Origin of the sequence: Massilia sp. TWP1-3-3 (genome assembly GCF_049897805.1) — a bacterium.
Classification (GTDB): Bacteria; Pseudomonadota; Gammaproteobacteria; order Burkholderiales; family Burkholderiaceae_D; genus Telluria_A.
The window spans coordinates 149954-172546 of the sequence record NZ_JAFCWX010000009.1 but is presented as its reverse complement, the minus strand read 5'-3'; the positions used below and the strand labels follow the sequence as shown (position 1 = coordinate 172546).

The window sequence follows — 22593 nt, the reverse complement described above, 5'->3', positions numbered from 1 at the left end:
TATCTGTATGGAAGTCAAACAATTGGATGCAACTTGCATGGCCGCGCCGCTGTCCTAAAGCTGGAACCATGAGCGGAGAGGGCTAGATGAGCGATTACAAGAAGGTCAAGGCTACGCTGCAAGACGGCGAGCAATATGCGGGGCTGATTTTGGGCAAGGAAGGCAAGCCGGACCACCATGTGGTGCTTTTGCCCGGCGAAGCGCAGGAGGTTTCATGGTCGGCAGCGGGCGAATGGGCCCGTGGCGCGGGCGGCGAACTGCCGACGCGGCGCGAGCTGGCACTGCTATACGCCAACATGCGTGAACAATTCGAACGGGTTTGGTACTGGTCATGCGAACCGCAGGAACCCCGCGCGCAATTGGTATGGGGGCAAAACTTTACTAGTGGAATCCAAACCATGTACGGGCGCCCATTTCGCGGGCGTGCGCGCGCGGTGCGCAGACTGGTGGAAGAGTAGCGGGGATGAAGGTTGCCTTCCGCTATGTGTCCTGCCGTACAGAAAAAACAAGGTTTTCCAGCTATCTTGTGTCTGTCTTCCGACAAAACGCATTGATAACAATAGCAATAGAGGAATAATAATGACTTTACTAATCAACCTCATCGTCTATCTGGTCATTTTTGGCCTGATTTGGTGGCTGGTCAGCATGCTGCCATTACCGGCCCCGGTAGCGCAGATCGTTCGCGTTCTGTTCATCATCCTGTTGATCCTGATCGTGCTGTCCGTCTTTGGCATTATCCCCGGCGGTTACCTGCCCAAGCTGAACCTGTAGCACACTCACGCTGCAAGCAATCCCTGCGCGGGGCGGAAAAGCCAGTCAACTGGTTTTTCTGCCCCGCGCTTTTTTGCGTCAAAGCACCGCACGCTGCAGCAGGCTGTGCGGCGCATCCTTGCCGTCAGAGGGTTTGCATGCGCACTGGTGCTATTTGGACAGCGCCGACCAGCGCCCGATCGGCTGCTCCATATTGGCCAGATACCACGCCAGCGACGCCATCACCGCCACATGCCGCTTCAAGTTGCGTGGATCGACCTTGTCCAGCGTATCGGCCGCCGTATGATGGTAATTGAAGTAGTCCGATGTATCGATCAGCGGGGTAAAGCTTGGCACGCCCGCCTCTTCCAGCCCGCGCAAATCGGGTGACGCTAATGCATCGGCGCGCTGAAACGCGCCTGCCGACATCGATTCGAGCGTCGGCGCCAGGTTCGCGAACAAAGCGTTTGCCTGTTGCGGCGCGCTTGAACGAATGCCGAACGGGCGACCGGAGCCATTGTCGCTTTCAATCGCCGCAAAATGGCGGGCGGTGTTCTCCTTGTTCGCCTCCAGATACACCTTGGAACCGCGCCCGCCGTTTTCCTCGTTGGCCCAGGCAATCATGCGGATCGTACGGCGCGCACGGTAGTCGAGCTTTTTGAGCGTCTCGAGCACGCCCATGGCGGTGGCCACGCCGGCCCCGTCGTCATTGGCGCCGGTGGCCAGGTCCCACGAATCGAGGTGGCCCGAGACGATCACGATTTCATCGGCCTTGTCGGTGCCCGGCCAGTCGGCAATGACATTAAAGCTGTCGGCGTCGGGCAGGATCTGCGGCGTGAGCGTGAGCTTCATGCTGAGCGGACCGCGCGCGGCAAGGCGCACCATCAGCAGCGAGTCTTCCACCGACACGGCGGCCGCCGGAATGCGCGCACCATCCTGCAGGCCGCTGGAACCGGTGTGCGCCAGGCGGTAGTTGGCGCCGCCGGCCGAACTGACCAGCGCCGCCACGGCGCCCATCTCGGCGGCCATGCGGGTGCCGCCGCCGCGAAAGCGCGTCACCTGCCCGTAGGCCTGGCCGGCCTGGCCGCGGTCGGCCATGTCCTGGTCGAAGCGTACGTCGAACAGCACGATGCGCCCCTTCACTTCCCCCGCCCTGGCCTTGAGTTCTTCCAGGGTCTTGATCACGATGACCGGCGCCGTCAGGCCGTTGGCCGGGGTTGCGCCGGAGCCGCCCAGCGCGGTCAGCACCACCTTTTGCGACAGGCCCGCCGGACGGCCGCGGTACTCGACCAGCTCGCCCGTTTCGAGTCCGCGCACCCAGTGTGGCACCTTGACCGGCTGCAGCGTCACCTTGGCGCCCAGCTTGCGCATCGCATCGGCCACCTGCACCACCGCCGCCGCCTCGCCGGCGGAGCCGGACAGGCGCGGTCCAACCAGGTCGGTCAGGTCAGCCAGGCGTTCATAGGCCCAGTCGCTGGCCAGGCCCGTATCGCGCACCTTATTCAGCGCGGCCGGGTCGCTCCCGGGCGTGGCGGCGTGGGCGCCGATGGCCAGCAGAAGTGCGGGCAGGATGGAGAGCAGTGGCGTGCGTTGCATGCGGCAGGTCCTTGAAAGCTTGAAGTGGATCTGAACGATAGCGCATTTGCCATTCTTTTGCAGGACTGCCTTTCTGTCAGGCCGCCATCAGGCGCACGCAGGTGATCTCGGACGGCGCGCCGAAGCGCTTGGGCGGTCCCCAGTAGCCGGTGCCGCGGCTGGTATAGACCCACAACTGGCTCAGGCGATTGAGCCCCGCCGTAAACGGCTGCTGCAAGGGCACGAACAGGTTCCACGGGAAGAACTGGCCGCCGTGCGTGTGGCCGGAGAGCTGCAGGTCGAACCCCGCCTCGGCCGCAGCCGGCGCGCTGCGCGGCTGGTGCGCCAGCAGGATCTTGACGCTCACATGACCGGGCGCACCGGCGGCGGCCGCGCGCGCGTCGCTGCGGTGCGCCGGGTCGAACAGGTGCGCCGTAAAGTCGGTGACGCCGGCGATGATCAAGGCTTCGCCATCGCGTTCGCAGACCACATGCTCGTTCATCAGCACCGTCAGGCCAAGGCGCCGCAGTTCGGCGATCCACGCATGCGCGCCCGAGTAGTATTCGTGATTGCCCGTGACGAAAAACGTGCCGTCGCGTGCGTCCAGGCGCGCCAGCGGCGCTGTATGCACCGACAAGTGCTGCACGCTGCCGTCGACCAGGTCGCCGGTGATTGCGATCGCATCGGGTTTTAGGGCGTTGACCTTGGAGACGATGGCGTCCAGGTAGCCGCGCCTGATGGTGGGCCCGACATGCACGTCCGATATCTGGACGATGCAGTAACCCTGCAGCGCGGCCGGCAGGCCGGCGATCGGCACCTCCACCTGCACCACGCGCGCCACGCGCCGCGCGTTGACCAGGCCGACGAGCGTGACCGCCAAGGCCATCAAGGGCACCCCATAAGCGCTGACGTGGTCGACCTTGGCGCTGGCGGCGCCCACCAGCGCGAGCGCGATCAGTCCCGCGTCGCGCAGCACCGTGAGCACCAGCAGCGAGGAGAAAAAGCCCATCGCCAGTAGCCCCGCCCAGGCCAGCTGGTCGGCGCCGCGCCAGCGCTTGAAGCGCGACGACATCAGTCCCAAGGGCAGCAGCAGCGTCGAGAGGGCGAGCAGCGCAATCCCGGCCATGAGCGCGCTGGCATGCAGACCCATGGCGGGAATCAGACGCACGCCTATATACATATGCAATAATATCAGTAGAGCAAGAACGGTAAAGACGGTACGGCGCGGGGGCATGGGAGTCGAGAGTGTCTATAGGAGGAATGACTACATGGGGCAAAGGCGGCCATCTGCAAGGGCTGGGACGTGCGTCCCCGGTGTGTTACAGAGCCTTCGACATTTGTAATATTCTGTTATGACTAATGGTGTTCCGGGCGCCGCCTTATATAGTGACATCAATGCCCCAGCGCTAAGTTGATCATCCCGATCTCGGTTGAGGCCAAAGGAAACGCCATGTTCAATACCAAATTCGTAGGCGCAGTCATCATTGCCGCAACGGCAGTGTCTTCGTCGGCGATGGCAAGCGACCGCGGTGTCAATACCGCAGTTGGCGCCGTTGTCGGCGCAGCAATCGGCAGCCAGGTGGGCCATCGCAATGGCGCGCTGGTGGGGGGCGTGATCGGCGCCGCCGTCGGCAACTCGATCAGCACCAACAACAATCACCGCAACGGCTACTACGATAACCGGTCCACGGGTTATTACAACAGCGGTTACAACGGCGGCGAAAACAACGGCGGATATAACAACGGCTACAGCAATGGCTACGACAACCGTTACAACCAGGGCTACGACAACCGTTACAACCAGGGCTACGACAACCGCTACCGCCAGGCGCCGACGTACGTGCAGTCGCAAGTGTATTACGAGCCTGCGCCCGTGTACTACCGCCCGGCTCCCCGCTACTATGCGCCGGCCGTGGTGTATGTCGAGCCGCGCGGCTACTACGGGCGCGGTCACGGTCGCGGCCACGGCTACGGCCATGGCCACGGCCACGGCTGGTAACCCACACTCGCAGCACACATAGCCTGGCCGCCCCGCCAGGCTTTTTTTCACCCCTTCCCCCGGGCGAGGCGTTGTTTTTTGCGGGTCCCTCCGCTATGGCTCGGTGACGGCATGGTTGCCGCTTATCGGGGGATGGGCATGCTGCAGTCGGACGACATCGTTACATTGAGCAAGGGTGCTTACCGTCTGCAGCAGCAGCTTGCGGGGTCGGCCTACGGCGTGGTGTGGCGCGCGGCAGCGCCAGACGGGATGCCGGACGTCGCCCTCAAGTTAATCAACCGGGTACAGATGGAACGCGCGCAGCCGGCCTTGCACACACGCTGGGTCGCCAGCGCGGCAAACGAAATCGCTTTCCTGCAATCTCTGGCGCCGTGGGATGAACGCCATATTGTGCGCCTGCTCGACAGCGGGGCGCATGACGGCTTGCCCGTGATGGCGCTCGAACTGATGGAGGGCGACCTGGGCCAGCGACACAATGCCACCATCATCAATGTGCTCGAATGGATCGCCCAGGTGAACCAGGCGCTCGCCAAGGTGCATCAGTATGGCTGGCTTTACCTGGACTTGAAGCCGGCCAACGTGCTGCTTACACGCCACGGCGCCGTCAAGCTGGCGGACTTCGGCACCAACCGTCTGCGCAGCGCCCTGCCCGCGTACGCGTACGCGGGTACGGCCAGCTGGCAGGCGCCGGAGCAGTTTTTTCCCGACCCGCAGCAGCGCTTCACGACCGATCTCCGCACGGACTATTTCGCCCTAGGCGCCATGTTTTTTTACCTGGTGACGGGCGGCGTGCCACTGCGCTTTTGCGGCGACTGCGGCCAGGCTTACCGCGAGCATCAGGGTGGCGCAGCGGCGGTGCTGCTGGCGCGCCCCGGCGGCATGGGCCCCACCCTTCATGACGATGAAGCGGCCCTGTTCCTGCAGCGCTTTGCGGCCGGCGCTGCTGATCATGGCACTGCTAATGATGCCGCAGATCTTGGTCGGACCGACGCGACCTGGTTCCCCGGCGCCGCCGTCAAGCCACCGGCGGCGGCGCTTGCGCTGCTGCGCATGCTGCTCGCCCCCGACCGCAACGCGCGCCCCCGGCACGCCTTGCAAATCAGCCGCATGCTGGTCGCAATTGGCCGCCAGCTGCAAGCGCCGTCCGCGTTCACGCGCACTTCCACTGTCGGGCAGCATCGCGCCGGGAGCCGGGCATGAGTGCGCGCATGCTGGCGCTGCCCCTGCTCGCCCTGCTGTGCGCCCTGCAGTTGCTCTGCCTTTGGCGCGCGCCGGCGGTGTACTCGCCTTCTGCCGTCAATATTACGCTGGAACCGGGGCAGGCATTCACCCTCGGGCGCGATGAACTGGCAGCACCCCAGGCTTCACCCGGCCACCTGGCACTGCGGCGCGACCGCGCGGGCCACTGGTGGTTGCGCAATGCCAGCGCCGGCAGGCAGGTGCTGGCATTGCGCGACGGCGTCGATCGCCGCATGGGCAGCAGCGCGCTGCGCCAGAGCCAGTGGTTCCGCATCGGCAGCGCCAGCTTTACGGTCGACGCCGCGAACGCGCGCGAGATTGCATTCACGGGAGCGGGCCACGCCTGGCGCTACGACGGGGCCACGCTGCGCCGCGACGGCGCTGCGCAAGCTGCCTGTCCCGGCGCCGGCTTTGCGGCGGGCGCGGTCGCGCTGTGGAACCGCGCGGCCCCGTACAGCCTGACGCTCGCCCGGCCCCTGTCCTTTGGCGGCAACCTCAATTGCGGCAACCGGCTGGGCATCGCTTACCTCGCCGGGGGCAGCGCGCTCGCGGTGCGCGCCAAGGACGCGGTGCTGTTGTCAAATGCCGCCGGCAGCGAAGCGCAGACGCCCTTGCTGCTCTCGTCAACCCAGGGTGAGCGTGACCTGGCCCAGCGCGAGGAGCGGCTCGATGGTGTCGCCGCCATCGTCGCCGGGCGCACGCGCTTTGCCGTCTCGCTGGACGGCGCGCGCCTCCAATTGCGCCCGCTGCGCCATGTGGCGCTGTTCACCGAGGCGCGCGTCGCCTTGCCAACCACGCTCGTTTGGGAGTGGCGGGAACGCTCGGCGTGGAGCGTTCCCGCCGGCGCGCAGTGGTGGGTGGCTGCCGCGCTGTGCGCCGTGCTGGCCGCCGCCGGCGCACTGGCCTGGCAACAGGGGCGCTGGCCTTTTGTGCGCGAGGCTTCGGCCGACATGCGCGTCGCTGCCGCCGCGACCGCGCTGCTGGCCATTGCCGGCGTCACCGCGCTGCTGCTCCAACGCGCCGGTGCCAACCTGGGCGTGGGCGTGTCGATGCTGCTGGGCTGGGCCGCGCTGTGGACTTTCCTGCTGGCCGCAGGGCGCCCGGCGCTGGCCACTTGCGCCGCCATCCTGCTGCTCGCCATTGGCCTGTTGATGCAGCTGGAGCTGGGCCTGGGCGCGATGGAGTCGTCATGGTTGCGGCATTTTCAAAAAACCACGGCGCTGCTGGCAATTGGCCTGGGGGTGGGCGCGCACCTGCGCCTTCGCATGTGCTCTGGCTCTGGCTCTGGCGCCGGCACCGCCATGGCGCCGCAAACCTGGCTCGAATGGACACTGGCGCTGCTGGCCGGCGCGGCGCTCGTGGCCTTGTCGATGCAAGTGCTGTTCGGCGACGAAACCGGGGTGTTCGACCTGCAGCCGGTCGAATTTGCCAAGCTGGCGCTCACGGCACTGAGCGCCCACTGCCTGGCGATCGGCCTTGGCTGGCATCGGGCCATGCCGCAGCGCGCTCGCCCCTGTGTACGCTGGCTGCGCCTGGCCGGTCCCGCGCTGCTGTTTGCCGCCCTGCTTGGCCTGGCGCTGCTGCAGGTGGACGATTTTTCGCCGCTGATCCTGCTGCTGGTGTGGGCCATGGCAATGGCGCTGGCCTGGTCGGTCGCGGCGCGGCGCCTGAAGGTGACCGCCCTGCTGGCGGGCCTTGCCTGTCTGGCCGTCTGCGCCATTGCCTGGCTGCGCGTAGCCGGCGGCGAGGAGATCGCGCAATGGGGCTTTTACGCCGACCGGTTCGCGGTGTGGCTCGATCCGGCGCGCCATCCGCATACGGGTCAGCAGTTGCTGCTGGGCGCGCGCGCAGTGGCTGACGGTGCATGGTGGGGTGCCGACAATTGGCTCGGCGTTGGCAGCCTGGGCCAAGCTGGCGGCAGCGCGCTGCACATCCCGGCGGTGCAGGATGATTTTGCGCCCTCGTTTTTCATTAACCGCCACGGTCTGGTGGGCGCGCTCGGCCTATGGGCGCTGCAGGCACTGTTTTTGGTCGGCGTGCTGCAAACGGCGGCGCGCGCGTTTGCAGCCAGCGAAGCGGCGCGCGACTTTCGCCAGGCCTGGCTGTGGCGCTTTCGCAGCTTTGCGCTGTGCGGCGGCGCCGCCTTCGTGCTGGGGCATCTGCTGCTCTCGTGGGGCACCAACCTGGCGATCTTTCCGATCATGGGCCAGCCAATGAGCTTTTTGTCGGCCGGCGGCAGCCATCTGCTGTTTTTCATCTGCCCCCTGCTAGCGTTCAATGCGATCAGCGCGCAATTACTAGAGGAGAATCTGTCATGCCGGTCTATGTCCAACACGAAGTCCTGGGCAAGGTTCACGATGTTTTCAATGCGGAGGCGCTCTGGCAGGCGCCGGGACTGGCACTGTTCTCGCGCCGCCCGCTGCTGCGCGACCTGCTGGAACGCTCTCCGCGCGAGCTTCGCGGGCGCGCGCCGACCCGCTGCTTTTCGCACGTAACGCTGCTGCTGGCGCAGGAGGAACTCGACGACGACCGGCACCTGACGCGCGGCGCGCGCGTGCGCGACCTGGCGCAGTCGCTCAAGGCGCTGCACCAGAAGGACTTTGGCGACCTGCTCGGCGCCGACGAAGTGCGCTACGACGTGATCGGCACCGAGGCGCTGGCGCCGGGCGAAGTCGAAGTCAAGTTCGGCCACGCGGTGTACCTGCCAAGCGCCGGTGAAAGCACACTGTACACGGTCAGCACCTCGCACGACGGCGAACAGTGGCAACCGGCCTGCCCGATCTACCTGCACCAGCGCCTGGCGCTCATTGGGCAAGACGCCGAACTGGCCAGCCATGCGGCGCCGGGCTGGCCCTTTGGCCCCGTGGGCGCCATTTTGCTGGTCAACGACGGCCCCGATGCGCCGCTCGAAGTGCAGGTGCGCCCTAAGGGTGTTCTCGAGTACAGCTTGGACGCGGCCAGCAATGTCCATACTTTTTCCAGGTTCGATCAGGCCGGCGCGCCGGTGCAGTTCTTGATGAAGGTGGAGCGCGTGGCCAAAGCCCCGCCCACCGTCAAGCCGACGGCCGTTTGGAAGGCGCGCGCTTGCGCCGCGCCGGAACTGACCGCAGTGCCGTTCAGCCATCGCCCCGCCGACGCCACCTTCGCGCCGGTGGCGCAGCAGTGCGTGACGCTGGTGGGCATTGCCCTGCCCCGGCTTAGCCGCTACCGCGATACCGGCGCCACCAGCCTGGAGCTGGGCTTTGACGCTGCATCGAACATCGCCGGTCCGGGCGCACCGGCGGCGATCCGATTTTCCGTCGATGACAACGACCAGTTGCACGCCGCCACGGACGCCGGACGCGAGGAGGTCAGCGCCCCGGCCAGCTTCACGATCGCAGCCAGCGGCGGCAAGATCGATCTGGCCGAGGTCGCGCCGGGCATGCTGGAACGCTACAGCGCGATCCTGATGCTGCCGCAACCGGCCACCTTGCCGGTGGCGAGCGGCGCGCGGCTGGTCTTTGGCCGCAGCGCGCCCATGCTGGCGGCGCTGCGCGTGCTCGATTCGCCGCACTTTGTGCGCTGCGCCGATGGCGCTGCGAGCGCCAGCGCCGACCGCATCGGCTTGTCGCGCAATGCGTTCAGTTTCGAAGCTGTCGCCGGCGCCTTCAAGATCGGGCGGATCAGCCCCACGCAAGCTTTGTATCACCTGGACGCGCAGCGCAATTTTGTCGCGAGCATCGGGGAAGCGAACGCGGAGCAGCCGTACCTGCTGCCGCATGGTCACCATGTGGTCGCCGGTCACTACATGCTGCGTTTCGACGCCTGAAGGGAGCCGCTATGTTCAACGTCAGTTATCTTGCCTTAGCCGCGTTTGGATTGGGCCTGGTGGCCACGCTGGTGCTGGCGGCCTGGCTCACGCCGGCGCGCTGGTGGCGCCAGATGAACGCGCGCGCGCTGGCCATTGTCGTGGCGGGCACGTGGGGCATCGGCAGCCTGGTGCTGTGGCTGATGCCTGGGCCTGCGCAGGTGCTGGCATTGACACCGGTGACAATGGGAATTGCGCCTCTTTCGATGGCGGCACCAGGGAAGGGAACGCGCTATCGCGTGCATGAAGACTTGAACCTGCGCTCTGCCAAGGGGACCGGAGCGCGCAGAATTGCCGTGGTACCGGCCGGCAGCGAAGTGACCACGACCGGGGACGGCGACGGCGACTGGTGGCAGGTCAGTACACGGGTCGATGGCAAGGAAGTGCGCGGGTGGTCGAGCAGTTTGTGGCTGCGCCGTGCTGACGAAGCGCGCCTTTAGTCCGGCCTCGCGCGTGCGATGCAAGGGGCAGGAAACAACGCTATTCGCGCACGAAAAGCGCCGACCCCGCCGCCACGCCTTTGGCCACCGTAATGATCTCCAGCGTCTTGCCCTGCAAATCCACCTTGCGCAGCAAAATATCCATTTTTTTGGCGGGCGCGCCCGTCACCGCCTTTATCCATGCGCCCGGGTTGCCCAGGTCTATTTTCTCGGACTGGCTCAGCACCCAGACATGGTCCGCCTTGTCCGGCAGCATGATATCAAGCACGCGTTCCTTCGGCAGGCTCATCAATTTTCGGAACCCCGAATGCGCACTGTCGCCCAACCAGACGTCCTGCGGCTCCTGGAACGCGGCCGTCCACAGGGCGCGGCTGTCGCCGTGAAACGCGATTCCGTCCACCTGTTGCGTGGCAAACATGACACGTTCGGTATCATGCGACCAGAACAGCGAACGCACGCCGGCCGGGCATTGCGGCGTCAGCACGGTCAGCTTGTCGAGGTCGATCAGCGCCTTGCCACGCGAAAATTCACCGATCAGGATGATGTTGTTGCTGCCCTTGACCGGAATGTAACTGGCGTTGCGCACAAAATAATCGCGCTCTTCCGGCGTGCTCGGTTTTTCCGCCGGATAGCGCGCCTCATTCAAGCCGCAACGCACAAAAGCTGCCGCATGCGCCGCTGCGATGGCGGGACCGTCCGCGCGCTCGCCCAAGGGTTGTCTGGCAGCGCGCTCGTCGTGCGCGCGCAAGCGGGCGCCGTTGCCATCATCCGCCATGGCCACCGGTTTGCCATCCGAAAACACTTGAACTTGCTGCGCGTGCAGCCCGGTTGAGGCCAGCGTCAGCAGCAACGCTGCCATGGTTCGCATCGTCATCGTCATGTTCCGTCAAATTGCATGGGATTGTAGGTGATGCCATTCTTGCACTGGACCGGCGCGGTCCGCACAAAGCCCATCGCCTCATACGCGGACAAAGCGTAGTTGGAAGCGTTGACAGTGAACTGTCCGGGATTGCCCTTCTCGATCGCGGCCTGCCGGGCCACCGCCCATAAAGCCTTGGCGATGCCCTGGCGATGATGCGCTTTGGCCACGAACATGTGAAACACATGCTTGTTGTCGCGAATGGCAATGAATCCGGCAATGCCCTGCTCTTTCTCGGCCACGTGATACGCCATCCCGGCGCGCACGAAGGCGCGGATGGCGTGTTCGTCATTTTCACGGACGAAACTGGCCGCAGCAACAGGGCTGCAGTCATGCACGATAAATTCGTTGGAGAGCGAACGCATGAGCGCAGCCACTGCGGGGATATCGTCGTCTGTGATAGGTCGTATGGTCATTCCCTAAAGATAACATGCGCACACATTATGGTGTATAAGTTGACGCACTGCATCAACGGCCCGTAGACTACCAGCATGTCGAAACAAAGCCTGTCCCTGCCGCGCGCTGCGGTATCGCGGCGCCCCAAGGTGCCGTTGACCAAGCCTTTGCGGCACAGGCGCTACCGACAGCTCTGGCTTGCCAACCTGGTATCGAATTTGGGCACCTGGACCCAGACTTTCGCCTCCGCGTGGCTGATCGCCACCGTTTCGACGTCGGCCTCGACCAGCACGCTGGTGCAGACCGCAACGTATATCCCCGTGTTCCTGTTCGCCCTGTTCGCCGGCGTGATTGCCGACGCCGTGCATCGGCCCAAGTTCCTTTTCTTTTGCAATTGCTTCATGGCGCTGTGCGCGTGCGCACTGGCCTTGCTCGTCAATACCGGCCATGCGGCTGCGGGACCGGTGCTCGCTATCACGTTTTGCATCGGTTCCGGCTCGGCCTTCATGTGGCCCGCATGGCAAGCGTCGATGTCGGGACTGGTGGAGACGGACGAAGTCGAGGCCGCCGCCACCTTGAACAACCTGAGCTACAACGTGGCTGCCATCGTCGGGCCCGCTATGGGCGGCGTATTGTTTTCATGGATTGGCCCGGGGGCGCTGTTCCTGATCAATGCCATCTCTTTTGTCGGCCTGCTGGGGGTGTATGCCGTCTGGTGGCGCGAAAGCACGGCGCCGGTGATCGTCCGCACCAGTTTTGCCAGCAGCCTGAAACTGGGACTGTCGAGCGCGCTGGGCTGCCACCGCTACCGCCGCATCCTGGTCAATGTGAGCACCGTGTTTTTTTCCACCATTGCCTTCGCCGGCCTGTTGCCGGTATTCGTCAAGAATGTGTTGCATATGAATTCCAGCATTTTTGGCCTGTTGATGGGCAGCCTGGGCATCGGTGCCGTGGGCGGCGCCTTGCTGCTGCCCACCGTGCGCCAGTACGTCGGCAAGACGCGCCTTTTGGCCGCATCCCTGTTTGTGTACGGCATCATGCTGATGACCTTGCCCTTCCTGCATACCGTCGCGCTCATGGTGCCCCTGATCATGGCAGCGGGCATGGCCTGGTCGGCCACGGTGTCAACGCTCAATGCGGCCGCGCAACTGGCCTTTCCGCCGGCGATACGCGCACGCACGCTGTCGATTTACTTGTTCGTGATGGCCGGCGGGTACGCGCTCGGCAGCCTGGTGTGGGGCCGCGTCGCCGACCACTTTGGTGTGCAGGCCGCGCTCGCCACCGCCGGCGCTTGTGTAATGATTAACGCCGTTGCCTTGCTCACTGGAGAGAGGGAAACCTCCATCTGATCGGTGCTTTGGACGGCGGCCAAGTCGGTTATCCTGATGCCATGACGCCATCTCCCCACAGCCTGCGGTTCGGTCCCCACTTCGATGTGGCGGTGCGCACCGCCGCCGGCGCCAAAGCTGCCTCGCAGACAGAGAACCAGGACAATTACCTGTTGATCGACACGAGCGGCATGGCATGTTTTCTCGCGGACCAGGTGGAACGGCGCCAGCAAGTGCAAGGCTGGCCACCCGGCCATATCCGCCTTGCAGTGCTCGACGGCATGGGCGGCCACAGACGCGGACGCGAAGCGGCCGAGGCGGTCGTCGCCGGCCTGCTCGCCTTGCCTGCCTGCGATACCCTGGGCGAACTGTGCAGCCGCCTCGATAGCCTGCACGCAAGCTTGCAACAACACTTCGGCGCCGACGTCCAACCCGGCAAGCGCCCCGGCACCACGCTGACCATGCTCGAACTGCGCCCCGGCCAGGCCGCGCTGCTGTACCACGTGGGCGACTCGCGCCTGTACCAGATCGCCGGCGGCAAGGCGGCGCCGCTAACGGTCGACCACGTTCCGGCCACCGCCTTTGCCATGGACGGTTTGCTCGACGAGGCCGCCTGGTGGGAACAGGTGCACGGCGAATACCGTTCACAGATTTCGCAAGCGTTTATTCTTGGCAACGCCTTTGCCAATCCGGCAGAATTGCGCGATCCGCTGTATGCCTTGTCGCCCTTGAACTTGCCGTTTTTCCTGGCCCATATGGCTGATCGGCGCGCGCTGGAACTCGATCCAAAAGCGCTGTATGTACTGGCAACAGACGGCTTTTGGGCTTGCCCGTCGCCGCAGCACTGGGTGGCGCGCTGGCCGGCGCTGTTCGAGGGCGCTGCCAGCGCTGCGGCCCTGAACGCGCGCTTGTTTGACGAGATCGGCGCCAACCCGCCGCCGGCGCTCCACCCCGACAACATGACCGCCATTGTGCTGCGTTCCCTCGGCAACATGCATGAAACTGCGCTGCCAAGGGCGGTGCCCATGCATTAAATGTTCCAGCCAGAATCAGCGTTGTATTTCACGCGTAGCGAAATGCCGTCGAATGGCGAAATCGCGTAAGCTTTATCAAAAAACGGACGGGCTTTCAGGCTATGAAGAAATGCAGCAACTCTCAGCATCCGCACTGCACCTTATGGGTGACGCCAGGGGAAACGGCGTGCGCAAGCGGGCACGCGCAAGCGCAGGGCGTGCCGTCCAGCTTTGAATTGATCAGCGCCTTGCGCAGCACGCGTGCCGCGCACCCGCACCCGGTGGGCTACGCGGTCGCACCGACGCCAAGCGCACCGTCGCGTTCCCTCGAGAGCGTCGATGCCGCCACGCGCGACGGCGCACCGCACCTGCATATCAGCGGCTTCGACCCGCGCGCTGCCGGCGGACGCCAGGCCATCAAGGTCGAACTACGCAACATGCCTGCAGGGTGCGCGCCGCTGGTGACGATGCGCCTGCAATCGGCGCTGCTGCCCGAAGGCGTGGCCAGCCATTCGTTTGCACGCACGCTGCGCGGCGAATGGCGTCCGCTGTTCATTGAATTTTCCTCGCGCGACAAGGAACACGGCCAGTACCGCATCGACGTTGAGCTGCACTGCCAGAAGGACGCGCGCATCAGCCACAAGTGGGTGTGCACGCCGGTGATCCTGATCCCCCGTCCCGACGCCACCCTCACCGAAATCCACCAGACGTTTCTGTCCACGCACAAGAACGTGCGCGTGATGGCTGACGATGCATCGATCGCCAGGGTGCAGGCGCAGGCGGGCGGCGGGCGGCTCGACATCGACGTCCACGCGCGCAACGCTTCCATCGCGCACCTGAATCTGGACGCGCGGCCGGGCAAGGTCAACCTGGGCTTTTCGACCATCGCCTGGGACGAAGACCTGATCGAAATCGACGTTCCGGCCCATGCCGAACCGCACCCCCACCAGAGCGTCATGGCGTGCCTGGTCAATGCCGCGCCGGACGCCGGGGCGCAGCGCCAGGTACGCCTGTTCGCGATGGAACAATGCGTGCTGGGGCGCTTTGAGCTGCATGACCCCGAAGCGGACGTGCTGCTCACCCATTTTGGGGACGACGGCCAGGACCGTGACGGCCTCACGCGGCGCTTGTCGGGACGCCACGCCGTGATCCGGCGCGCGGGGGCAGGCTTTGACATTGAAGACGTGTCGCGCTACGGCTTGCTGCTGGACGGCGTGTGGCCGGGCAAAAACAAGCCGGTGCAGTTGCGTCTTGGGATGCGTATTGAACTGTCTGCCAGCATCAAGGGCATTGTGGTGCTGAGCGTGACGGCAATCATGCCGCATGGGGTGATCATGCACCGGATCGACCAGGGTGTGCATGCGGAGTGCTTTTATTTTCTTGAGCCAGGCAGGCATCCAGGCTATCCGGTGACGGCATTTGGCGCGCTGCCGCAGGCGGCGGCCATGCCGCTGCTGTTCCACCAGCATGGCGGGTTTTGGCATTTTGACCGGGTGACCGGGCAAGAAACGCCGCTCACGCCGCAAACGGCCATGGACAAGTTGAGCCAGGTGAGCGCGCACACGCGCTTTGCGCCCGAGTCGTATCCGGAGTGCTGGATTGTGCGCTCGGCGCTGAAGGCGCCGACAACAGCAGACGCCGTCAATATGTACACTGCCTGAACAGTGCCAGCACCGGCCGCATAAGCCGCATAAGCCGCACTGGCCGCATCAGCCGAACCAGAAGCACCAGCAGCACCAGCAGCACCAGCAGCACCAGCCGCACCAGCACAATGAACACCAGCGCGGCGCCCGTGATCAAAATGCCCTCCAGGCCAAACACGATGGCGGGAATGCGCAGCTCGTCAGGGATTTTCATGGTCTCTCCTAAGTCACCAGGACACAACATTTAGTCTAGGCGGCCAGGCGAAAAGTTCAAGTCAGATGAGATTACGGGCGACGCGAAAGCCTACAATATCGTTGCTCAGTACCGCCGAAAAGCCATTGCGCAAAGCTGAGCGCAGGTAGTACGGGTTGTACAGCCACGAGCCGCCGCGCAGGATGCGCCGGCCCTGGTCGCCGCCCTCTTCCCAGGCGCTGCCGTCTGCCGGGGCGCCTTCGTAACTGTCATGCACCACGTCTTGCACCCACTCCCACACGTTGCCATGCATGTCGAACAAGCCCCACGGATTGGGGTCGAACATGTCCACGCGCGTGGTCCCCTTGCGATATTCACCCCTGGGGCTGCCGTTGTACGTGGTGTTGCCGTCGTAATTGGCCAAGCCGGTGTTGATGTCCTCGCCAAAGCTGAACGCGGTTTTTGTGCCGGCGCGGCAAGCGTATTCCCATTCCGCTTCGCTGGGCAGGCGATACACCTGGCCGGTCCGCACGCTCAGCCACACCACATACTGCTGCGCGTCGTGCCAGGTCACCCCCACCACCGGGTGGCTTTCCGTTTGCCGAAAACCCGGCGCCGACCAGTTCACTTCCCCCTTGGGTTCCCACAGCGTGGCGCGCACGAACTGGCGCCATTCGCCCACCGTGACCGGGTAGCGGCCCAGGGCGATCGACTGCTCGATGCCGACCCAGTGCTGCGGCTTCTCGCGCTCCACCCAGGCTTTCTGGGCGCCGGCGTCCATCGCTTTTTTACGTTCACCCTCGGTCGAGCCCATCTGAAAGCGCCCGGTTGGAATGAGCACCAGCTCGGGTCCCTTGCCGCTGCCGTCCAAAAACCGGTCGCGCAGCACGCCCTCGGTGTCGGCCACGGGGCTGGACGGCACCGGCATCAGCGCATCAAGCTCGGCCTCGTTGCGCGCGGCCTGTTCGAAACGGGCGCGTTCCTGCTCGCTGCGGTAGGCGGCCGCTGCCCTGGCCTGCAGCGCCTTGCGGTTTTCCGCTTCCTTGGCCAGGCGCGCCTTTTCGGCGTCGGCCACGCGCCTGTCGTGCAGTTGCTGGCGCAGCGCGTCCTTGCGTTCGCGCTTGGCTTGCTCGGCCTGGGCGCGTTCGGCCGCCTCCTGTTCGCGGCGCTGCTTGTCCCGCTGCAAGTGCAGCGCCGCCGCAGCGTCGGCGTCGGCCTTGCGCCTGACGGCCAGCTGCGCGGCGCGTTGTTCTTCCTGCGCGTGCGCGGCGGCGGTTTGAGCGGCAAGTTCGGCCTGGGTTGGCGCCACTGCATTGTCCAGCGCAGCCAACAGTGCGGCGACCGACGCCGGACGGCGCTCGGGGTCCCACGCAAAGCCGCTTTGCAGCACGCCCCACTGGCGGGTGGTCAGCGCAGGCGGCATGAAAGGCTCGTGGCCGGCGCTGCGCATGCCGTCAAAGGGCATGCGCCCCTCCACCATCTGGTAGACCATCACCGCCACCGCATAGACGTCGAGCGCGCGGCCGCTCTGGCGCTGCAGCGTGCCTGCCTCCGGCGCGCGGTAGCCGGCGGTGCCGGAATTGGCGGGCGCTTCCAGCCCGATCACGCTGGCGCTGCTGCGCGCGCGCGCGGCGATGCCAAAGTCGAGCAGCTTGACTTCGCCCTTGTTGGTGACAAACACATTGCCCGGCTTGATGTCGCGGTGAACCAGCTTGTGCTTGTCCCACGCGTAGCGCAGCGCTTCGCCGATGGGCGCGAGCAGCTGCTGCACGCGCGCGAGCGGCAGCGGCCCTTCGCGCGCCAGCAGGCTGTCCAGATCCTCGCCTTCGAGGCATTCCATGATGATGAAATAGCTGGCCGTGGCCGGGTCCTGCGCCCATTCATACACGCGCACGATGTGTTCGTGCGCTAGACGCCGCGCCTGCGTGGCTTCCTCGATCAGCAGCTTGGCGTGGGTCGGGCTTTGGGTGAGCATCGGCGGCAAAATCTTGAGCGCGACCATGGCGCTGTGGCCAAGCTCGGCGTGGGTGGCCAGGTCGGTCGCCTGCCACACCTGTCCCATGCCGCCCTGCGCGATCAACCGTTCGAGCCGGTAGCGGCGGTTTTGCGGGCCGATCTCCTGGCCGGCCATCAGCCCGATCTCGGTGCCACGGTTGATATGGATTGCCGGCGCCATGGGCGTAGCGCTCGCTCCCGGCGGCGCGTACTCCGCGTCCAGGATGGCGTTTTTGCGGGTCTCGAACTCCTGAAGGCTTAACAGGCCGTCCTCAAACAGGGCGCGCAGTTCGCGGATCTTGTCTCGTGCCGTTTGCATCGGTCCCGTCAAGCTGCAATCGCGGCGCCGCAGCGCGCGCAAAATTGGTCGTTCGGTCCCGCCGCGTGGCCGTTGGGGCAGGCACGCGGGGCAGGCGCAAAGCGCGCGTGCGCCACGCCGGCGCCAAGGTCGGACTGGGTCTTGAGCGCCGCCTTGTTGACGTCGTTCTGCAAGTTAAGCAGGTCAAGCTGGTGGCGCCGGTCCTTGTCAACCTCGGCGTCGCGCCTGGCCTGCTCGCGTTCAAGCTGCTGCTGCACCTGGCGCGCAGCCTCGCCCGCGGTGACGCCATTGGTGGCCGCCACCACGTCCGCCAGCGCCGCCAGCTGCTGCGCGCTCATTCCGGCGTGCACCTGGGTTTTCATCACGTCGGCCAGGGCGGCCGCATTCGGCCCGGCGGCCAGGGCCACCTTGGCGCTGTCGCTCATGGCGCCGATCGATTCGGCCCGCGCGATGTCGATGCGCGCCATGTCGGCAACATGGGCCTGCTGCGCGAATTTCTCCTCGCGCGCATGGTCCAGGCGGCGCAATTCTTGCTGCCACTGCGCCTCGTGCTCTTGCTGGCGCAGCGCGTGGCGCTGCTGCTCGCCGTCCAGTGCAAGCTGCTGCGACTGGCGCTGGTGAACGCCGTCGGCCTCGATCGTGCGCAGCAGCTTTTCGTGCTGGGCGATGGATTCGGCGGTCGCGCCCGTGCGGCGCAGCGCGTCGATGCGTTGCGCGACTTCTTCCACTTGCGCCTTGCCGCCAACTTCCTTCAGGGCGTCGGTGCGCAGCAGGTCGCGCTTGCGGTCCAGCGCCAGTTGCTCTTCCCATTCGGCGATGCGCTCGGCCCCGCGCTGGTGGGCGGCGTTGGTCAGGGCCAGCGCCTGCCACTGGGCCTTGTGCTGCTCGCCTTCGATCTCGCTCGCGCGCGCGCTGGCGGCGAGCTGGCGCTGGTGCAGGCCGGCCAGCTCGGCGCGTTTGCGCGCTTCGTCCTCGATGCCCAGCGCCTGGCTGATCTTGTTCTGGATCTGCTGCTGTAGCAATTGGTGCGAAAAACGCTGCTGCGCAAGCTGGCGCGTTTCGTTAGCGGCCTGCTGCGCGATTTCAAGCTCGGTGCGCATGTGGATCTGCGCCAGGTGTCGCAAATGCGCCCACTGGGTCGATTCATCGTCGCGCGCGGCGCCTTTTTTGGCCAGCTCGTGTTCGAGTTCGGTGACGATTTCGCCGGCGCCCCGTTCCAGCGCCTGCTTGCGGTTCTTGGAGTCGACGATGCGGCCATACAGCTCGATCTCGCGCGCGCGAATCGCCTGCAGCCGCTCGGCGCCCTGCAAGGTCAGCTCGGCCTTGTCAGCCTGCTCGTCCTGGCCGATCTCCTGGCGGCGGTGGCGCAGCCGGCCTTCCTGCTCCTCGCGCCAGAGGCGCAGCCATTCCTCGTCGTTGTAGAGCTGGTCGATGTGCTTGGCATGCTCGAGCTGGACGTTGCGCTCGTCGGCCACCAGATACAGGCTGCCAATACGCGCCCGGTTGGCGTCGAACTTGTCGTGCTGCAATCTGAGCGTATCGACCTGCACCACTGCCAGGCCATATTGAGCCAGGCGCATCTTGAGCGAGCCTTGCAGGCGCTCGTCGAGCTGCGCTCGCAGGTCCAGGTTGCTGGCCAGGTCGCGGATCGGCTGGCCGGCGATAAATTCAGAGGCCAATTGGCGCACCGAAGGGGCCAGCAGGTCGCGCAGGTTTTCGCTGGTGACGGTGCCCGGCATGGTCATGAAGTGGCGCGCAAAGGCGGCCACCTGTTCAACCTTGACGCTGACCGAAAAGCGCGCCGACACCGTCAGGTGTTCAGCCGTTTGCAGGTCGTCGAATGCAAAGTGGACCGGCATGGCCGAACTGCGCGTGATGAGGATCTCGGCATGCTGGTCGCGCAGCAGGTTGTTTAGGCGCGTGAAAAAGCCTTCGATTTCGTATTCGCCCTGCGGCACCTCGGTCGCCTTGTCCGCCTGCAGAATGTAGGCGCGGGTGGTGGCCGGTACGCGCAAGGTCTTGACAAACAGGCCGGATAGTTCGCGCACGCCAAAAAACACGGCCAGTTCGTTCTCGGCCGGGATCCAGCGGTTGTCGCGGAAAATCGGTTCACTGCGGCCCGCGCCAAGCGTGAGTCCACATTGGGCGCAATAGCCCGAATCGCCGGCATTTTTATGCTCGCAGCGCGGACACTTGATGCCGCCAAATCCAAACATCTGGAACATATGAGACTCCTGGTTGTTTACTCTGCACTGCTTCTCTCGCGGCGCCCGCCCTGTTCAAGTCGATTCTAGCAGGGGACAGCGCGCCGTACATTGCGCACGCAAGCGTACGCTCCTGGTCATGCATTCTCGTGGTCGTGCATTCTCGGTCTCAGATGATCCCGATCCGGTCAATCCAGGCCACGCTGGCGCCGCGCTCGTGCAGCGCTCCCGCAAACTCGGGCGCCGCCGACGCTTCCCATGCCTTTGGCAGCAAAATGCGGTCGCCCGACACCGCCTCGCGCTCGATCAGCGCGCATTTCGGCGCGCACCCTTCCACCGCGTCGACCTGCCCCGCGTGCCAGGCGCCTGAAGACCCGCTGGCGATCACGCGCCCGCGCGGCACGAATTCGCGCCCGCGCGCCATGCGGTCGGCCATCACCAGCGCCAGTTCGAACGAATTGCCTTGAAAGCGCGGCTGCGCGAAACGCACTACGGTGCGCCAGCGGCCAAGGCCGCGCCCATCGAAGTGACGCGCGCCCGCCAGCACCTGGCGCACCGCCAGTTGCGCGGCCAGGTCCAGGCCGGGCGTGGCGATGCTGTCTTCTTCCTCCCCGGCCGCGCCAGATAACGGATAGACGCTGACCTCGACCTTGCACAGACAGTCGTTGATGCCGCCACTATGCAAAGGAAACCAGGCCCGCGCCGCGGACACGCTGGCGCCGCAATCGGGCTGGCCCGACAGAGCGCCCAGATGCGCCAGACCGGTTGGCCCGCCGACTATCGCCCCGGCAGCGGCGCTGTCATGGCCGCCGATGCGCCCCAGTTCCCATTGGTCAGACCAGCCGTTGGCGTGCACCTGGCCTGCGCCCTGCCACACGGCGCGCACCATGCGGTCGGCCAGCACCACGGCCAGCTCCCAGTCGCGCTCGTCCCGGCCGGGCGCGCGGTCGATGCTGATGACAACCTGGTCGCGGCTGTCAACGCGCGGCTCGGTGTGGCGCGCCAGGCGCACCACTTGCTGCATGCGTTCGGCCACCTGCGCGGGGCTGCACTTGACGTCGGCCCGCCCTGCGCGCGGGCGCCGCGTGGCGGTGACGGTTGCAATCGAGCCGTCGGCCAGCGTGGTGCGGCAATGCGCGGTGTCGGGAAGTTTATGCATGCTCGCTCGCGCGGCGCCCGGCGCCATGGTGTTCAAGGTTGGCGACGATGCGGTCGGCGTCGTCGAGCCAGCTTGCAGCCGGCGCGTGCGCAAAGCGCGCCGCCAGCGACCAGGCTTCGTCCAGCGCGAGTACGGCGCCGGCGCTGTGCCGCTCGCGGGCGGCGCGGCTGGCCACATCCAGCGCTATGCCAGGCGCTGCCAGTTCCAGCGATGGCATGGTTGCAAACAGCAGGGCGACACCATCGAGCCGCTGCAGCAGCGCCTGGTGCTGGCGGAACAGCGCCTGCCCCGGCGGCAAGGCAACCAGGCGCAGGGCACTGGTCACGCCGGGCAGTTCAAGGAACAGGCGGCGCAGCGCCTGAGCGTCGGTGAGTGCCGGCACGCTTGGCGCCGGCGCGCTCACCGCGCTCTTCGCCCGCACATCGACAGCGCGCGCGAGCAGCAGCTGCGCATAGTCGACCCGATCGCCCAGGTCGACCGGCAGGCAGTCCTCGACTGTCACGCCAAAGCGCTGGTACAGCAGTTGATTAAGGCCCGCGCGGAACAGATTCCATTCGTCCAGCGTTGTACAGGGCGGCAGTTCCAGATTACCTTGCGCCAGTTCGCGCTGCAGTGCCAAGTCGACAGCGAGCGCGAAAGCGGCCAGGGACACGCCCTCGCCGCCTTCACTGGCCAGGTACAGGTCAAAACGCTGCTGGGCCACGCGCGGATCGGGGTCGTCGACAACGAACGAAAGCTGCAGACCAATTTCTGGCGCGGCGGCGAACGGGGTCAGTTCAGTGCTGTACGGGCCCGGATGAAAGCAATAGGCGCTCTCGCTGTCGCCAGCGGCCAGCCGCGCGCCGTGCTCCACGCGCCGGGTCGCACCACCCTTGCCGCAGGCCAGGCCGATGCAGGCATGCGGCACCAGCGTGCCCGAAGGCACGCGCAGCGCAAGTGCGTCTGTCCCCAGCGCCGCGGTATCGGGGGCGCCGGCGGGGGCGGTGCGTTTGAACAGGCCGCGCATCGCTCGGTCAGGGTGCAGCTAGCACGGAGAAGGCCGCGCCGGCCTGCTGAAAGTGCGGCGCCGGTGCGCTGGCAAACGGCCAGGCGCTCTCGCACTCGCCGTCGGCATCCAGGCTGCCCTGCAGGACGACGGCGCCGGCGCCGTCCAGCACGCGCAGCATGGGTTGCTCGCGCAGCAGGCGGGCCGCGAAGGGCGCCGCTGCATTCAACGCGAGGATCACGCGCGTAGCGCCGTCCTGCTCCACGAAGTGCAGCATCCAGAAACCATCATCGGTTGCGATGGCACTCAAGGGCGCGCTGCTTGACGCCGCGCGCAGCATGCCGCTGCTGCCCTTCCAATCGGGCCAGCTGCGCAGCGCAGCACCCCTGCGCTCTTGCGCCAGCGCCTTGAAGCGGCGCAGCGTGAGGGGTGACGCGCGCAATGCGTCGCGTTCTTTGGCAGTCAGTGCCCGGCTGCCGGCCAGCGCAGCGACGATCACGGTGTCGGCCAGCACCAGCCGGTCGCCTTCGACGCGGCGCGATAGCAGCAGTTGTTCCTGCAGCCTGGCGTCAAGTTGTTCAGTCATCAC

Annotated in this window: 19 protein-coding genes; 9 read left to right on the top strand and 10 right to left on the bottom strand. The window is 65.8% G+C overall.

The window, feature by feature from the left end; translation table 11 throughout:
- The first annotated feature begins 86 nt into the window (after positions 1-86).
- Positions 87-458 carry a DUF1566 domain-containing protein gene (locus ACP7D4_RS11460; protein WP_426104496.1) on the top strand — a complete coding sequence of 124 codons (372 nt, stop codon included), beginning with the start codon at positions 87-89 and terminating at the stop codon, positions 456-458.
- Positions 459-579: 121 nt separating this feature from the next.
- Positions 580-771, top strand: coding sequence for a Thivi_2564 family membrane protein (locus ACP7D4_RS11455; RefSeq protein ID WP_426104494.1), 192 nt, complete (start codon positions 580-582; stop codon positions 769-771).
- Between the two features lie 150 nt (positions 772-921).
- Here ACP7D4_RS11455 and ACP7D4_RS11450 read toward each other — a convergent pair whose 3' ends face one another.
- Together ACP7D4_RS11450 and ACP7D4_RS11445 are read right to left on the bottom strand one after the other, a co-directional pair.
- Entirely contained in the window at positions 922-2346 is a 1425-nt protein-coding gene (locus tag ACP7D4_RS11450) for a M20/M25/M40 family metallo-hydrolase (RefSeq protein ID WP_426104492.1), read from the bottom strand.
- Positions 2347-2422: 76 nt separating this feature from the next.
- Positions 2423-3559, bottom strand: a complete 1137-nt coding sequence (locus ACP7D4_RS11445) for a metallophosphoesterase (protein WP_426209181.1) — start codon at positions 3557-3559, stop codon at positions 2423-2425.
- A 216-nt stretch (positions 3560-3775) separates the two neighbouring features.
- On the opposite strand from ACP7D4_RS11445, the gene ACP7D4_RS11440 reads away from it, so the two are divergent.
- From ACP7D4_RS11440 to ACP7D4_RS11425, 4 genes are all read left to right on the top strand, one after another.
- Positions 3776-4324 carry a YMGG-like glycine zipper-containing protein gene (locus ACP7D4_RS11440; RefSeq protein ID WP_426209179.1) on the top strand — a complete coding sequence of 183 codons (549 nt, stop codon included), beginning with the start codon at positions 3776-3778 and terminating at the stop codon, positions 4322-4324.
- A 111-nt stretch (positions 4325-4435) separates the two neighbouring features.
- Entirely contained in the window at positions 4436-5524 is a 1089-nt protein-coding gene (locus ACP7D4_RS11435; RefSeq protein ID WP_426209178.1) for a protein kinase domain-containing protein, read from the top strand.
- Complete coding sequence (locus ACP7D4_RS11430) at positions 5521-8058, top strand: FtsW/RodA/SpoVE family cell cycle protein (RefSeq protein ID WP_426209176.1); 2538 nt, start codon at positions 5521-5523, stop codon at positions 8056-8058. Before ACP7D4_RS11435 ends, ACP7D4_RS11430 begins: the two co-directional genes overlap by 4 nt.
- Positions 8059-9382: 1324 nt before the next feature.
- Positions 9383-9850 carry an SH3 domain-containing protein gene (locus ACP7D4_RS11425; protein WP_426104482.1) on the top strand — a complete coding sequence of 156 codons (468 nt, stop codon included), beginning with the start codon at positions 9383-9385 and terminating at the stop codon, positions 9848-9850.
- Positions 9851-9890: 40 nt separating this feature from the next.
- Here the strand turns inward: ACP7D4_RS11425 and ACP7D4_RS11420 are convergent, their stop codons facing one another.
- Positions 9891-10724 carry a hypothetical protein gene (locus ACP7D4_RS11420; RefSeq protein ID WP_426209174.1) on the bottom strand — a complete coding sequence of 278 codons (834 nt, stop codon included), beginning with the start codon at positions 10722-10724 and terminating at the stop codon, positions 9891-9893.
- Positions 10725-10726: 2 nt separating this feature from the next.
- On the bottom strand, positions 10727-11134 hold the full coding sequence (locus tag ACP7D4_RS11415; RefSeq protein ID WP_426209172.1) for a GNAT family N-acetyltransferase: 408 nt from the start codon (positions 11132-11134) through the stop codon (positions 10727-10729).
- A 126-nt stretch (positions 11135-11260) separates the two neighbouring features.
- Here ACP7D4_RS11415 and ACP7D4_RS11410 point away from each other — a divergent pair, with 126 nt between their 5' ends.
- The 3 genes from ACP7D4_RS11410 to ACP7D4_RS11400 all read left to right on the top strand — a co-directional run bounded on the left by ACP7D4_RS11410 (position 11261) and on the right by ACP7D4_RS11400 (position 15167).
- Positions 11261-12514: an MFS transporter gene (locus tag ACP7D4_RS11410; protein WP_426209171.1), complete on the top strand. Its 1254-nt coding sequence runs from the start codon at positions 11261-11263 to the stop codon at positions 12512-12514.
- A 41-nt stretch (positions 12515-12555) separates the two neighbouring features.
- Positions 12556-13527 carry a PP2C family protein-serine/threonine phosphatase gene (locus ACP7D4_RS11405; protein ID WP_426209169.1) on the top strand — a complete coding sequence of 324 codons (972 nt, stop codon included), beginning with the start codon at positions 12556-12558 and terminating at the stop codon, positions 13525-13527.
- Between the two features lie 146 nt (positions 13528-13673).
- Positions 13674-15167: an FHA domain-containing protein gene (locus tag ACP7D4_RS11400; RefSeq protein ID WP_426209167.1), complete on the top strand. Its 1494-nt coding sequence runs from the start codon at positions 13674-13676 to the stop codon at positions 15165-15167.
- Here the strand turns inward: ACP7D4_RS11400 and ACP7D4_RS11395 are convergent.
- From ACP7D4_RS11395 to ACP7D4_RS11370, 6 genes are all read right to left on the bottom strand, one after another.
- Positions 15148-15363: a hypothetical protein gene (locus ACP7D4_RS11395; RefSeq protein ID WP_426104470.1), complete on the bottom strand. Its 216-nt coding sequence runs from the start codon at positions 15361-15363 to the stop codon at positions 15148-15150. The two genes, ACP7D4_RS11400 and ACP7D4_RS11395, sit on opposite strands and share 20 nt — an antisense overlap.
- Before the next feature lie 61 nt (positions 15364-15424).
- Positions 15425-17656 carry a bifunctional serine/threonine-protein kinase/formylglycine-generating enzyme family protein gene (locus ACP7D4_RS11390; RefSeq protein ID WP_426209165.1) on the bottom strand — a complete coding sequence of 744 codons (2232 nt, stop codon included), beginning with the start codon at positions 17654-17656 and terminating at the stop codon, positions 15425-15427.
- 8 nt (positions 17657-17664) lie between these two features.
- Positions 17665-19881, bottom strand: coding sequence for an SPFH domain-containing protein (locus tag ACP7D4_RS11385; protein ID WP_426209164.1), 2217 nt, complete (start codon positions 19879-19881; stop codon positions 17665-17667).
- 148 nt (positions 19882-20029) lie between these two features.
- Positions 20030-21019, bottom strand: a complete 990-nt coding sequence (locus ACP7D4_RS11380) for a hypothetical protein (protein ID WP_426209163.1) — start codon at positions 21017-21019, stop codon at positions 20030-20032.
- Positions 21012-22025: a hypothetical protein gene (locus ACP7D4_RS11375; RefSeq protein WP_426209161.1), complete on the bottom strand. Its 1014-nt coding sequence runs from the start codon at positions 22023-22025 to the stop codon at positions 21012-21014. Before ACP7D4_RS11375 ends, ACP7D4_RS11380 begins: the two co-directional genes overlap by 8 nt.
- A gap of 7 nt (positions 22026-22032) precedes the next feature.
- Positions 22033-22590 (bottom strand): hypothetical protein, encoded by a 558-nt coding sequence (locus ACP7D4_RS11370; protein ID WP_426104460.1) that lies wholly within the window; start codon positions 22588-22590, stop codon positions 22033-22035.
- Positions 22591-22593 lie beyond the last annotated feature (3 nt).